This is a genomic window from Bradyrhizobium zhanjiangense, assembly GCF_004114935.1.
GTDB classification, from domain to species: domain Bacteria; phylum Pseudomonadota; class Alphaproteobacteria; order Rhizobiales; family Xanthobacteraceae; genus Bradyrhizobium; species Bradyrhizobium zhanjiangense.
Genome location: NZ_CP022221.1, coordinates 5,457,473 through 5,471,203, shown reverse-complemented (window position 1 = coordinate 5,471,203; position 13,731 = coordinate 5,457,473). Strand labels below are relative to the sequence as shown.

The 13,731-nt window shown below is 64.2% G+C and carries 8 protein-coding genes and 1 pseudogene; 6 read left to right on the top strand and 3 right to left on the bottom strand.

Going from position 1 to position 13,731, the window contains the following annotated elements:
* Positions 1 to 19 precede the first annotated feature (19 nt).
* From XH85_RS26190 to XH85_RS26170, 5 genes are all read left to right on the top strand, one after another.
* On the top strand, positions 20 to 2,521 hold the full coding sequence (locus XH85_RS26190; protein WP_091888011.1) for a penicillin-binding protein 1A: 2,502 nt from the start codon (positions 20 to 22) through the stop codon (positions 2,519 to 2,521).
* Positions 2,522 to 2,725: 204 nt separating this feature from the next.
* Positions 2,726 to 3,857 (top strand): peptide chain release factor 2 gene (gene prfB / locus XH85_RS26185; RefSeq protein WP_128934108.1). Its coding sequence is split into 2 segments (ribosomal slippage): positions 2,726 to 2,794 and positions 2,796 to 3,857, totalling 1,131 coding nucleotides; the frame shifts between segments, so codons are not numbered across the junction.
* The gene (locus XH85_RS26180) at positions 3,758 to 4,741 is read left to right on the top strand and encodes an NAD(P)-dependent oxidoreductase (RefSeq protein ID WP_245474272.1); all 984 of its coding nucleotides are present in this window, start codon (positions 3,758 to 3,760) and stop codon (positions 4,739 to 4,741) included. Before prfB ends, XH85_RS26180 begins: the two co-directional genes overlap by 100 nt.
* A 142-nt stretch (positions 4,742 to 4,883) precedes the next feature.
* On the top strand, positions 4,884 to 5,795 hold the full coding sequence (locus tag XH85_RS26175) for a DMT family transporter (RefSeq protein WP_128934106.1): 912 nt from the start codon (positions 4,884 to 4,886) through the stop codon (positions 5,793 to 5,795).
* A gap of 109 nt (positions 5,796 to 5,904) precedes the next feature.
* Positions 5,905 to 7,140 (top strand): ABC transporter substrate-binding protein, encoded by a 1,236-nt coding sequence (locus tag XH85_RS26170; protein ID WP_128934105.1) that lies wholly within the window; start codon positions 5,905 to 5,907, stop codon positions 7,138 to 7,140.
* Between the two features lie 20 nt (positions 7,141 to 7,160).
* Here the strand turns inward: XH85_RS26170 and XH85_RS26165 are convergent.
* The 3 genes and pseudogenes from XH85_RS26165 to XH85_RS26155 form a co-directional block, all read right to left on the bottom strand.
* Positions 7,161 to 7,337, bottom strand: a pseudogene (locus XH85_RS26165) (M23 family metallopeptidase); the annotation flags it as partial.
* A gap of 35 nt (positions 7,338 to 7,372) precedes the next feature.
* Positions 7,373 to 8,740 (bottom strand): M23 family metallopeptidase, encoded by a 1,368-nt coding sequence (locus XH85_RS26160; RefSeq protein WP_208758057.1) that lies wholly within the window; start codon positions 8,738 to 8,740, stop codon positions 7,373 to 7,375.
* A gap of 111 nt (positions 8,741 to 8,851) precedes the next feature.
* A complete protein-coding gene (locus XH85_RS26155; protein ID WP_128934103.1) occupies positions 8,852 to 9,532 on the bottom strand; it encodes a peroxiredoxin family protein in 681 nt (226 codons plus the stop codon).
* 195 nt (positions 9,533 to 9,727) lie between these two features.
* On the opposite strand from XH85_RS26155, the gene XH85_RS26150 reads away from it, so the two are divergent.
* Positions 9,728 to 13,537, top strand: a complete 3,810-nt coding sequence (locus XH85_RS26150; protein WP_164940850.1) for a DUF3971 domain-containing protein — start codon at positions 9,728 to 9,730, stop codon at positions 13,535 to 13,537.
* Positions 13,538 to 13,731 lie beyond the last annotated feature (194 nt).

Genomic DNA, 13,731 nt, shown 5'->3' with positions numbered 1-13,731 from the left:
TTGAACGGATAAACACATAATGCGCTTGCTGGTGCGGTTCATGGGCTTCCTGTTCGCCGCGGGAACAGTGGTGTTCCTTGTCGGTGTCGGGGCCGTGGCAGGCCTGATCTGGCATTTCTCCAAGGACTTGCCGGACTACTCTCAGCTTCAGGATTACGAGCCGCCGGTGATGACCCGCGTGCACGCGGTCGACGGTTCGCTGCTCGGCGAATACGCCAAGGAGCGGCGGCTGTATCTGCCGATCCAGGCCGTGCCCAAGCTCGTGATCAACGCGTTCCTGGCGGCCGAGGACAAGAATTTCTACGAGCATGGCGGCATCGACTACACCGGCATGGCGCGCGCCGGTCTGCTTTACATCCAGAACTACGGCTCGAATCGGCGTCCGCAAGGCGCCTCCACCATCACCCAGCAGGTCGCCAAGAACTTCCTTCTGACCAACGAGGTCTCCTTCGCGCGCAAGATCAAAGAAGCCTTGCTGGCGATGCGCATCGAGAAGACCTACTCGAAGGACAAGATCCTCGAGCTGTATCTGAACGAAATCTATCTCGGCCTCGGCGCCTACGGCATCGCGGCGGCGTCGCTGGTCTATTTCGATAAGTCAGTGAACGAGCTCACCGTTGCGGAAGCCGCTTATCTGGCCGCGCTGCCGAAGATGCCGGCGACCCTGCATCCGGTGCGCAACCGCGACCGCGCCATCGAGCGCCGCAACTATGTGATCGACCGTCTCCAGGAGAACGGCTGGATCAAGCAGGCCGACGCCGAGAAGGCGCGCAAGGAGCCGCTCGCCGTCACCAGCCGCTCCAACGGGGCCCACACTTTCGCCGGCGAATATTTCGCCGAGGAAGTCCGCCGCGACATCTTCGAGCGCTATGGCGAGAAGAAGCTGTATGAGGGCGGCCTCTCTGTCCGCACCACGCTCGATCCGAAGATCCAGGTCATGGCGCGCAAGACCATGGTTGCCGGCCTCGTGAACTATGACGAGCAGCAGGGCTATCGCGGTGCCATGAGCAAGCTCGATATTTCGGGCGACTGGGGCGTGAAGCTCGCCGAGATCAAATCGCTCTCCGACATCTCGCCATGGCGCATGGCGGTGGTGCTGGAAACCAGCGACCAGTCGGCGCGCATCGGCTTCCAGCCGAGCCGCGAGCTGGGCGGTGCCATCAGCAAGCAGCGCGAGACAGGCATCGTCACGGTCGACGGCGTGCGCTGGGCGCGGGCCACGCAGGGCGGCACAAGGGGCAAGACGCCGACGGCGGTGTCGCAGGTGCTCCAGCCCGGCGACGTCATTTATGCCGATCCGCTCTACAAGGACGGTCAGCCCGTCGAGGGCCAGTACCGGCTGCGTCAGATCCCCGAAGTGTCGGGCGCGATGGTGGTGATGGATCCCTGGACCGGCCGCGTGCTCGCGATGGTCGGCGGCTTCTCGTTCGACCAGAGCCAGTTCAATCGCGCCACGCAGGCCTATCGGCAGCCGGGTTCGTCGTTCAAGCCGATCGTCTATTCGGCCGCGCTCGACAACGGCTATACGCCGTCGACCGTGGTACTCGACGCGCCGATCGAAATCGATCAGGGCCAGGGCGCCGGCGTGTGGCGGCCTGAAAACTTCTCCTCGGGCAAGTTCCAGGGACCGGTGACGCTGCGCAACGCGCTGCGGCAGTCGCTGAACACCGTGACGGTGCGCCTCGCGCAGGACATCGGCATGCCCTTGATCGGCGAATATGCCCGCCGCTTCGGCGTCTATGACGAGCTGCCGAACTATCTGTCCTACGCGCTCGGCGCTGGCGAAACGACGGCGATGCGCATGGTCACGGCTTACTCGATGCTCGCCAATGGCGGCCGCCGGGTGAAGCCGACCTTGATCGACCGCATCCAGGACCGCTACGGCCGCACCATCTTCAAGCACGACCAGCGCGAATGCCGCGGCTGCGACGCGCCGGGCGGCTGGAAGAATCAGGCCGAGCCGCAGCTGATCGACCGCCGTGAGCAGGTGCTGGATTCCATGACCGCCTATCAGATCACCGAGCTGATGGAAGGCGTGGTGCAGGCCGGTACCGCGACCGTGGTCAAGGAAGTCGGCAAGCCGATCGCCGGTAAGACCGGCACCACCAACGAGGCCAAGGACGCCTGGTTCGTCGGCTTCTCGCCCGACGTCGCCGTCGCCATCTATATGGGCTACGACAAGCCGCGCCCGCTCGGCAAAGGCAATGCCGCGACCGGCGGCCATCTGGCAGCTCCCATCGCGCGCGATTTCCTCAAGCTTGCGCTCGCCGACAAGCCCGCCGTTCCGTTCAAGGTGCCGGCCGGCATCAAGCTCGTGCGCGTTGTCTCCAAGACCGGCATGCGCGCAGGTCCCGGCGAGACCGGCGGAACCATCCTCGAAGCCTTCAAGCCGGGCACGGCGCCGCCGGATAATTATTCGGTCATCGGCGTGGCCGATGCCGACGGGCGCATGCCGGCGTCGCAGCAGCAGCAGCCGGATTCCGGCTTCTTCATGCGGCCGGGCACCGGCGGGCTGTACTAAAGCGCGACGAGATTAGGATCGTCATCGCGCTTTAGGTTGTTGTTCGAGCATGATCTTTTCGGAAAGCCGCTGCGCACTTTTCCGGATCATGCTTTAGCGGATAACGCTGACGTTTGAGGGAGCGGGCGGTTGCGCTTTGGCGCCGCCGCCGTTACATCCCGTTGCAATCGAACCCGGAACAATTCCGCGACATCAGAGAACGACATGCGTGCCGAAATCGAGCGGTTGGTAGAAGAGATCAAGCAGTCAGTCGGGCTGCTGAGGAGGCATCTTTGACGTCGAGAAATCGACGGCGCGCCTCGCTGAGCTGAACAAGCTCGCAGAAGATCCCGATCTCTGGAACGATCCCCAGAAAGCCCAGAAACTGATGCAGGAGCGCACCTCGCTCGAGGATGCGCTGTCGGGCATCGGCAAGGTCGAGCAGGAGCTCGAAGACGATATCGGCATGATCGAGCTCGGCGAGGCCGAGGGCGATGACGGTGTCGTTGCCGAGGCCGAAGCCGCGCTGAAGAACCTCAAGAAGGAGGTGGCGCGGCGTGAACTCGAGGCGCTGCTGTCGGGCGAGGCCGACCGCTTCGATTCCTATCTCGAAGTCCATGCCGGCGCTGGCGGCACCGAAAGCCAGGACTGGGCGCAGATGCTCTTGCGCATGTACACGCGCTGGGCCGAAACCCACGGCTTCAAGGTCGAATTTCTGGAAGAATCCGAGGGTGAAGAGGCCGGCATCAAGTCGGCGACCATCCAGGTTTCCGGCCACAACGCCTATGGCTGGCTGAAGACCGAAGCGGGTGTGCATCGCCTGGTGCGCATCTCGCCGTTCGACTCCAACGCGCGGCGGCACACCTCGTTCTCGAGCGTGCAGGTATTCCCCGTCATCGACGACAGCATCAAGATCGACATCAAGGAGTCCGACGTCCGCACCGACACCATGCGTTCGGGCGGTGCCGGCGGTCAGCACGTCAACAAGACCGAATCCGCGGTGCGCCTGACGCATATTCCGACTGGTGTCGCGGTGGTCTGTCAGGCCGGCCGCTCCCAACACAAGAACCGCGCGCAGGCCTGGGACATGCTGCGTGCTCGCCTTTACGAGATCGAACTGAAGAAGCGCGAGGAGAAGGCGGCCGCCGACCAGGCTGCCAAGACCGATATCGGCTGGGGCCACCAGATCCGCTCGTACGTGCTGCAGCCCTACCAGATGGTGAAGGATTTGCGCACGGGGGTGCAGACCTCGGACACATCCGGCGTGCTCAATGGCGAGCTCGACGACTTCATGGCCGCGACGCTGGCGCAGCGCGCCTTCGGCACCACCAGCGGCGACATCGAGGACGTGGATTGATCATGGCCCGCGTCGCCTTCATCGGGCTTGGGCGGATGGGGCACGGCATGGCCGGCCGCTATCTCGATGCCGGTTTCACGGTGACGCTGTGGAATCGCAGCAAGGCCAAAGCGGAAGACCTGATCGCCCGCGGCGCGCAATGGGCGACCTCGCCTGAGGACGCCGCGATCGATGCCGATGCGGTCGTGACCATGGTCGCCGATGACGAGGCCTCGCGTGCGGTCTGGCTCGGGCCCAAGGGCGCGGCCAAGACCGCGAAGGCCGGCACCATCGGCATCGAATGCTCGACCGTCTCCTATGACCATGCCCGCGAGATGGGCCGCGAGCTGAACGCGCGCGGGCTCATTTACATCGACTGCCCCGTGACCGGATTGCCCGATGCGGCCGCTAGCGGAAAGCTGACGCTGCTGGTTGGTGCCAATGCGGCCGATCTCGAGCGCGCGCGGCCTTATCTCGACCCAATCGGCTCAACCATCCGCCATTTCGGCGCGGTCGGCACCGGCACGGTCTACAAGCTCATCAACAATCTCTTGGGCGCGATCCAGATCGCCGGCCTTGCCGAGGGGCTTGCGATCGCCGAGCAGGCCGGGCTCGACATGAACCTCGTGCTGGAGTCGATCCAGGCGGGCGTCGCCGCAAGCCCACAGGTGCAGCGCCACTCCAAGCGCATGGTCGCTCGCGACTTCGGCGTCGCGACCTTCACGGCGGCGCTGCGGCACAAGGATGCCGCCTATGCGGTGGAGCTCGCCGAGAGTCTGCTGGCTGATAAGCCGCTGGTCGCACGCGCCGCTGTCGAGGCCTATGCGCAGGCGAAGGCCGTGATGCCCGACGATGATGAAGGCCGGATGATCGAGCTGGTATCGCGGCCGAAGAAATTCTCGTAGGCGGGTGTATCAACATGGGGCCGCCTTGGCCGCTCCATTCATTCCGAGCACCGGTTTTGTAAGCCGGTGCTTCATCGGAAATCGGGTGGCACTGTCCACCGCAGCGTTCTAGGCGATGGCTCGGCCGCCGAGGTGAGACGCCATGCCACCCAACGATAACCGGATCGATGCGCGCGATTGGTCGCTCCTCGCCGTGCTGTCGGTGCTCTGGGGTGGCTCGTTCTTCTTCAATGGCGCAGGCTTACGGGAATTGCCGCCGCTGACGCTGGTATTCCTGCGCGTTGCGCTTGGCGCTGCTATCCTGCTTCCGCTGCTGCGCGCGCAGGGCATCGGTCTTCCCAAGGGCGCCACAGGCTGGAGGCCGTTCGTCGCGATCGGGCTGCTCAACAACGTCATTCCGTTCTCGCTCATCGTGATCGGCCAGACCTTCATTCCGAGCGGGCTGGCCTCGATCCTGAATGCGACCACGCCGCTGTTCACTGTGGTGGTGATGGCGGCGGCAGGCGACGAGACCTTGCAGATGCGTCGCATGGCCGGGGTGGCGCTGGGCCTTGCCGGCGTGATCATCCTGCGCGGATGGGGTTTCGAGACAAGGCCGGGGCAGGGGCTCGGCATCCTGCTCTGCCTCGGCGGCGCATTGAGCTATGCCTTTGCGGCGCTGGCGGCGCGGCGATTGTTGAAGGACGCAGCTCCGCTGGGCACGGCGACGTTTCAACTGATGGCGTCGACAGTGATGATGGCGGCCGTCGCCGGTGTGGTGGAACAGCCGTGGCGCGTTCCGATGCCGAGCCTCACAACCTGGCTTGCGGTGCTTGGCCTTGCCGGCCTGTCGACGGCGCTCGCCTACATCGTCTTCTTTCAGATCCTGCGGCGCTCGGGCGCGAGCAATGTCATGATGGTGACGCTGCTCATTCCCGTCACCGCCATTCTTCTGGGATGGCTGGTGCTGGGCGAGCCGATCTCGATGCGCGAGATCGCGGGCGCAATCGTCATCGGCAGCGCGTTGCTCGTGATCGACGGGCGCGTGCTCGGTTTGCTGTGTCGCGTCGCGTAAGTTCCCGATCCATCGTTTCACCTCGCGGAAAATCGCGACGCTTGCCAGCGGCAAGCCCGCTTGCGACACTTCCAGCAAAACAAGACTACAAAACATAGGGGAGAGACCAATGCCGGGTCGTCGCAAGAATCTCGCCGCCCTCGCCATGCTTGTTGCCGGAGCGCTCGCCGCGGCACCGGCCCTGGCGCAGAAGAGATACGACCCCGGCGCTTCCGACACCGAAATCAAAATCGGCAACATCATGCCCTATAGCGGGCCGGCGTCGTCCTATGGCGTGATCGGCAAAACCGAAGCGGCCTTCTTCCGGATGATCAACGACCAGGGCGGCATCAACGGCCGCAAGATCAACTTCATCAGCTATGACGATGCCTATTCGCCGCCGAAGGCGATCGAGCAGGCGCGCAAGCTGGTCGAGAGCGACGAGGTCCTCCTGATCTTCCAGCCGCTCGGCACGCCCTCGAACTCCGCGATCATGAAGTACATGAACGCGAAGAAGGTGCCGCAGCTCTTCGTCGCCTCGGGCGGCACCAAGTTCGGCGATCCCAAGAATTTCCCGTGGACCATGGGTTTCCAGCCGAACTACCAGAGCGAGGGTCGGATCTACGCAAAGTACATCCGCGACAACTTTCCGAATGGCAAGATCGCGGTGTTCTGGCAGAACGACGACGCCGGCAAAGACCAGTTCAAGGGCCTGAAGGACGGGCTCGGCGACAAGGCGAGCATGATCATCGCCGATAAATCCTATGAGGTCAGCGACCCCTCGATCGACTCGCAGATCGTGGCGCTGCATGATTCCGGCGCCGACATCTTCTTCTCCTGGGCCGCGCCGAAAGGCTCGGCGCAGGCGATCCGGAAAGTGGGTGAGCTCGGCTGGAAACCAAAGTTCTTCCTGGCCAACACCGCGACCTCGGTCGCTTCGGTGCTCAAGCCCGCCGGGCTCGACTATTCCAAGGACATCATCTCGACGATCTACTTGAAGGATCCAACCGATCCGACCTGGGATAAGGACCCGGCCGTGATTAGCTGGCGCGCGTTCATGGACAAGTATTATCCTGACGGCGACAAGACCAACTCCAACAACGTCTATGGCTATGTTCAGGCCGAGGCGATGGCCCAGGTCCTGAAGCAGTGCGGCGACAATCTCACCCGCGAGAACGTCATGAAGCAGGCCGCCAACCTGAAGAACTTCCACACCGACCTGATGCTGCCGGGCATCATGGTCAACACCTCGCCCGACGACTATTTCCCGATCGAGCAGATGCAACTGATGCGGTTCAACGGGCAGGCCTGGGAGCTGTTCGGCGACGTCATCACCGGCGAGGTCGGCAACGAGCGCGGCCAGTAGTCGCGGCTGAAGATCGAGGCTTAGCCCGCGCTGAGCCGCACGCCCGCACGCAAAAATTTCTGCGGATCGACTGCTTCGCCCTCGATGCGGGTCTCATAGTGCAAATGCGGACCAGTGGAACGGCCGGTCGAGCCGACGAGACCGACCACCTGGCCGATCTTCACGACCTCGCCGACCCTGACGTTGATCTCGGCAACGAGCGCGGCCAGTAGTCGCGGCTGAAGATCGAGGCTTAGCCCGCGCTGAGCCGCACGCCCGCACGCAAAAATTTCTGCGGATCGACTGCTTCGCCCTCGATGCGGGTCTCATAGTGCAAATGCGGACCAGTGGAACGGCCGGTCGAGCCGACGAGACCGACCACCTGGCCGATCTTCACGACCTCGCCGACCCTGACGTTGATCTCGGAGAGATGGCCATAGCGGGTCGAAAGCCCGTTGCCGTGGTCGACCTCGACCATGCGGCCGTAGCCGCCGGACCAGCCGGCGGAAACCACCTTGCCGTTGGCGGTGACGCGAACGGGATCGCCGGTGGCGGCGCGGAAGTCGAGCCCGGTATGCATCGCGGGCCGGCCGAGGAACGGATCGCTGCGCACGCCGAAGCCGGAGGTGAATTCGACCTCGCCGATGACGGGCTTGCGATAGGGCACCAGCGCCAGCGTGCGATTGAGGCGGTCCAACTCGGTGCGCGTGGTGTTGAGGCGGTAGAGCTGCTTCTCGAACGGCCCGGCGTTCGGCGTCAATTTGACGGGTACGAAAGGCCCGCCCATCGCGGTTCGCGGTACGGCGGCTTCGAGACTGGCGAGGTTGAGGCCGAGATCGCTGACGACGCCGCGCATCCGGCGCATGCGTGAATCCATGCCTTCCTCGACGGCATTGAGCGCCGCCATCTGGCGCCGCTCGACCTGATCAAGCGAGGTCGTGAGCCGGACCAGGACGTTGTCGAAGCCTTGGTTCTTGGCGAATTGGCTGGTCGGCGGCGTCGCGACGGTCGGCGCACGCGATTCGAGCCGCGCTTCGCGATCCGGCGGGGCCACGAAGATCACGGTGTCGCTGATCGGCGACGGCTTGGGCGTGCCCTGCGTTGCGTTCTGGCCGGCGTCACCACGCTGCGGTGTCGAGCGCGGGATCGATCCGGTCACGTCGGGCATGGCGCCGAGCGCCGTAGCCCGGGACTCCAGCGCCGTCTGGCGCTTCATGATCTGGTCGAGCTTCTGGTCGAACTGCTCCTGGTCGAGCAGCTGCCGGCTGGTGGTGCGGTCGACCTTGGCCCGCAGCTCGGCGATACGGTCCTCATAGGCGTACTGCATCTCGGCCTGGCGGGCGATCAGCCGGGTCAGGACGTCGTCGCGAAAGGCGAAATAGGTGGCGGTCGCGGCCGACCACAGCCCGAGCAGCACCACCGTGCCGACCACGATCCAGAACACCACGGGTCCGAAGCGGACCTGCTTGCCGGCATGGACGATGGTGTAGGCGTCGTCGGTGGTGGGAAGGGGAATCGCGACCGCCGTTGCGGCGGCGGTAGGACGGCGATGGAAGGCCCTTCCGTGGTCGTGAGGATGATGTTGGGGGTACTGCGAGTAGTGGGCAGAACTTTTCGACATCGGCACTCCCGCGCCGGTCGGATGAGTCCGTAACGGCCTAATTGCCGCAGCAATCTGGGCCGGTCATGGTTAATTTTCCGGAAACGGGAACATTCGAATTTAAAGGACTGGTTAAAGACTTCTTGCCGCTGCCAGCACCTCATCGGCATGGCCGTCGACCCGGACATTGCGCCAAATCCTGGCCACTCTGCCATCGCCCCCGACCAGTACCGTGGTGCGAAGAATTCCAAGGAAGCGCTTGCCATACATGGACTTTTCGCCCCAGGCGCCATAGGCCTCCAGCATCTCGTGCGTCTCATCCGAGATGAGGGGCATGGCGAGCTTGTGCTTGTCGCGGAACTTCTCCTGGGCCTTTAACGGATCGGCGGAGATACCGAGCACGGCGGTGCCGGCAGCCGTAAAGGCGTCCGCCAGCCGGGTGAAATCGATGGCCTCCCTGGTACAGCCGGGCGTGTCGGCCCGGGGATAGAAGAACAGCACGAGCTTTTGGCCGGCGTAGTCCGTAAGCGTGACCACGTCGCCGCCGTCGCGGGGCAGGCGGAAGGCGGGAGCCTTCTGACCCTCGGTCAAGGCGGCCTTCGCCGCCCCGAGCGATTTGGAGGAATTCAACTGTTTCGATGGGGCCTTATGTGATCCTGCTTTTGCTACTGTCTTGGTTGATTTGCTCGCCGGCGTCCGCTGTGTTTTCGCGGACCTTGTTTGAGTCGTTGCCCGCGTTTTCACGGGCTTCTTTTTAGCCGTCGGACTGCCGGAGGGCGTTTTGGACGATTTCTTTTGGGATTTCTTGGACATACGCCTTCCTTTCGTCGCTTTCGGCAGGTCAACCAAAGCGGTATTGCAGCTCTCGTCCGGTGTGCCGGAATCGCGCCCTCGGCTGGGCAAGTCTGACGACGCCGGAGTATGGTTACAAGGAATTCCACGCACCACCCCACTGCTCGTTGAACGCGCTCCCGGGGCGAAATGACGAACAGCAGGAATATTCGAGGTATGGCGGCAGTGCCGGCGCGGGGGTCTTCGCTCCCCATCGACGGCTGCGGTCCCGGCGGCGCTCAATCCTATGATGGGCGCCTGTATCGAGAGGCAATGGCAAGGAATAAGTCGCCCCAGGACTACAACCGGGACTTCGATCGGCGCGGCGGTCAACCACAGCCGCAGGAATGGGACGACGCCGATTGGGATCCGGATCAGGAGGAGGCGGCGGGCCATCGCGCGCGCCGGCTGCTGTCGCGCTCCAATTCGGGCTTCCATCGTTTCGGTGACGGATTCAGGTCGTTGCACCGCTGGCTGGGCGGCGGTCGATGGCTGATGCGCTTTGCCATTGTCGTCAGTGCCCTCATCGTCATTTTCGTCGGCTGTTTCGGCGCGCTGTGGTGGCGGCTCGGCGCGGGTCCCATCAATCTCGACATTGCAACGCCATGGCTGGCAGCCGCCATCGAGGACAATATCGGCCACGGCAACACCGTGGAGGTGGGCGGCACGCAGATCGAGCGGGCGGGGCGGGTCCGTATCGCCGTCCGCATCCGTGACATCATCGTCCGCGACCGCGATCACGCCATTGTCGCCAGTGCGCCGAAGGCCGAGGTGAAGCTATCGGGTGCGGGTCTCCTGATGGGGCATCTGCGCGCCGAAAGCCTCAATCTCGTCGATGCCGAGCTTGCGATCCGCATCGCGCCTGACGGCACCGTCACGGTCTCGGCCGGCGACACCGCAAAGCCGCTGGCTACCGGCGTGGCCTCCAAGAAAGAGGCGGGCCTGCCGCCGACATTCCCGCGCAATGGCGTCCCACCGCCGCCATTCGCCACTCAGCCTGCGAGCCCGGACGCGTCCCAGGCCGCGCCTCAGGCGACCGCACAGAGCGGAATTCTGCAGGGCCTCGACTGGCTCGACAGTCTGAGCATGACCGGCCTCGACGGTCAGAACCTCAACGAGATCGGTCTGAAGAACGGCAATCTGATCGTCGACGACCAGCAGCGTGGTAGCAAATGGTCGTTCGAGAACATCACGCTGAGCCTGCGCCGGCCGAGCCGTGGCGGCGTTACGCTTAGCCTCGGCGAGGAGGGCGCGCGTCCGTGGATGCTGCGCGCCACGATCGGGCCGGTCGAGAACGGCGTGCGCTCGGTCGATATCCGCGCCGACAAGGTCTCGACCTCCAACATCCTGTTGGCGCTGCGGGTCAAGGATCTCACCTATACCGCTGACCTGCCGCTGACGGGCGAGCTGAAAGGCGAGCTCGGCCGCGACGGCGTGCCGACCTTCTTCCGTGGCAAGATCGCGGTCGGCGCCGGCAACATCATCGATACCGACACGCCCGATTATCCGATGGCGATCGATCAGGCCGAGATCAACGTCGAGTGGGACGCGAACCGGCGGGTGCTGGTCGCACCGTTCAAGGTTCTCTCTGGCGCCAACCGCCTGACGCTGCTGGGGCATCTCGAGCCACCGAACGGCGCTACCAATGATTGGCAGCTCGGCTTCAGTGGCGGCTCGATCCTGCTGGGTGGCATCGACAACGAGCCGCCGCTCGTCTTCAACCGGATTGCGATCGGCTTCCGTTTCGACACCGACCACAAGCGTCTCTTGCTGACGCAGGCCGATATCAGCAATGGCGAGATCGGCGTCGCCGGCACCGGTGCCATCGACTATTCCGGTGAGCCGCGGCTGACGCTCGGCTTTGCGGGAACGCCGATGTCGGCCTCCGCGCTGAAGCGGATGTGGCCCACATTGATCGTTCCCGAGCTGCGTGAATGGGTGATCGAGCGGATCGAGCGTGGCACGCTCCAGCGCATCGAGATCGGCATCAATTCGCCGACGAAGAACCTGCCGCGCAAGGGCCCGCCGATTCCCGACGACGGCCTGTCGGTCAACATCGTCGCCAGCGGCGTCGCAGTCCGTCCCGTGGACGGTATGCCGGTTGTGCACGATGCCGATCTGAAGGCGCGGGTGACCGGGCGCACCGCGACCGTGAATATCGCCCAGGGCATTGCCGATACCCCCGCCGGCCGCAAGATCACGATCTCCGACTTCACCTTCGAAGTGCCGGACATGGCGCCCAAGCCGTCGCCGTCGCGCACGAAGTTCCGCGTCGAGGGACCCGTTCCCGCTGCGGCCGAAATGCTCGCCAATGATCGCCTGAGCGATCTATCGTCGACCGTCGTCGATCCCAACACCAGCAAGGGGACGTTCTCGGCGAATATCCAGCTCGGCATGCCGGTCAAGGGCGAGCTGACCAAGGCCGACACCACCTATGCCGTGACCGCCGATCTCAACGGCTTTGCCGCCGACAAGCTGGTGATGAACCAGAAGCTTGAGGCCAACAACCTCAAGATCGTCGCGAGCAACCAGGGCTATCAGGTCAAGGGCGACGTCAAGATCAACGGACAAGCTGCCTCGATCGATTATCGCAAGCCGACTGAAGGCGATGCGGACGTCAGATTGCAGGCGACGCTAGACGATGCCAGCCGCGCGCGTCTCGGATTCGATCTGAGCCCCGCCGTCAGCGGATCGTTGCCGATCAAGCTGTCGGGCAAGATCGCGAGCGGCGCGGACCAGACCACGAAGCTCGGCGTCGAGGCTGACCTGACCTCGGTCAAACTCGACAACATCCTGCCCGGCTGGGTCAAGCTGCCGGGCAAGTCGGGGAAAGCCAGCTTCAAGGTGGTGCCGACGGCGCAATCGACGCGCCTGGAAGATATCGTCATCGAAGGCGGCGGCGCCTCGATCAAGGGCTCGCTCGAGGTCGATGCGAACGGCGACCTCATGAACGTGAATTTCCCAACCTATTCGCCGACTGACGGCGACAAGACCTCATTGAAGGCCGAGCGCGGTCAGGACGGCGTGCTACGCGGCACCATGCGCGGCGACGTCTTTGACGGCCGCGGCTTTCTGAAGTCGGCGATCTCAGGCAATTCCAAGGACGACGGCAAGAACAAGATGAAGAACGTCGATTTCGACATCGACGTGAAGCTCGGCGCCGTCGCGGGCTTCAACGGCGAGGCGATGCGCAGCGTCGACGCGAAGATGTCGAAACGCAATGGCGCCATCAAAGCATTTACGCTGAGCGGCAAGATCGGTCGCGATACGCCTGTTGCGGCCGACCTGCGCGGCGGCCGCGCGCAAGGCAATCGCGAGGTGATCTACCTCCAGACCAACGACGCCGGCGCGCTGCTGCGCTTCACCGACACCTACACCAAGGCGGTTGGCGGCCAGATGGTGGTGGCGATGGAGCCGCCGACGTCCGAGCCGAACACGTCGCGCGAGGGTCTCATCAACGTGCGCGACTTCACGGTGAAGGGCGAGGCGCAGCTCGAACGCGTCGCTGCCGGCGCGCCCAACGGCACCGGCAACGGCGTCTCCTTCAGCGCGCTCCGCGCCGAGTTCACACGGCAGAACGGCGCGCTCACGATCCGCGACGGCGTGGTCAAGGGACCGATGATCGGCGCCACTATCGAGGGCTCGATCGACTATCCCGGCAACCAGGTCTGCATGAGCGGCACCTTCGTGCCGATGTATGGCGTCAACAACATCTTCGGCCAGATCCCGCTGTTCGGCATCTTCCTCGGCGGCGGCAACAACGAGGGGCTGATCGGCGTGACCTACGAGGTTGTCGGCACGCCGGCCGCGCCCGTGATGCGCGTCAATCCGATCTCGGCGATGGCACCGGGCCTGTTCCGCAAGATCTTCGAATTCAACACCGGCAAGCAGAACTCGCCGTTCGACGAATTCCCGTCGCAGTCGAACGACGGCTCGACCGGATCGACGCGCCAGCTGTCGAGCGGCTGCAGCCTCGCGCGGCGATAGAAGCGGTTCGATTACAGCCACACGACATAAGGTGCGCTCCCTCTCCCGCTTGCGGGAGAGGGCTGGGGAGAGGGTGTCTCCGCAGCGAGATTCCCAATGAGGAGAAGCCCTCACCCGGCGCTTCGCGCCGACCTCTCCCGCAAGCGGGAGAGGTTTAAGAAACCCGCGGCTCAATCGATCGCCTGCTCTGGACT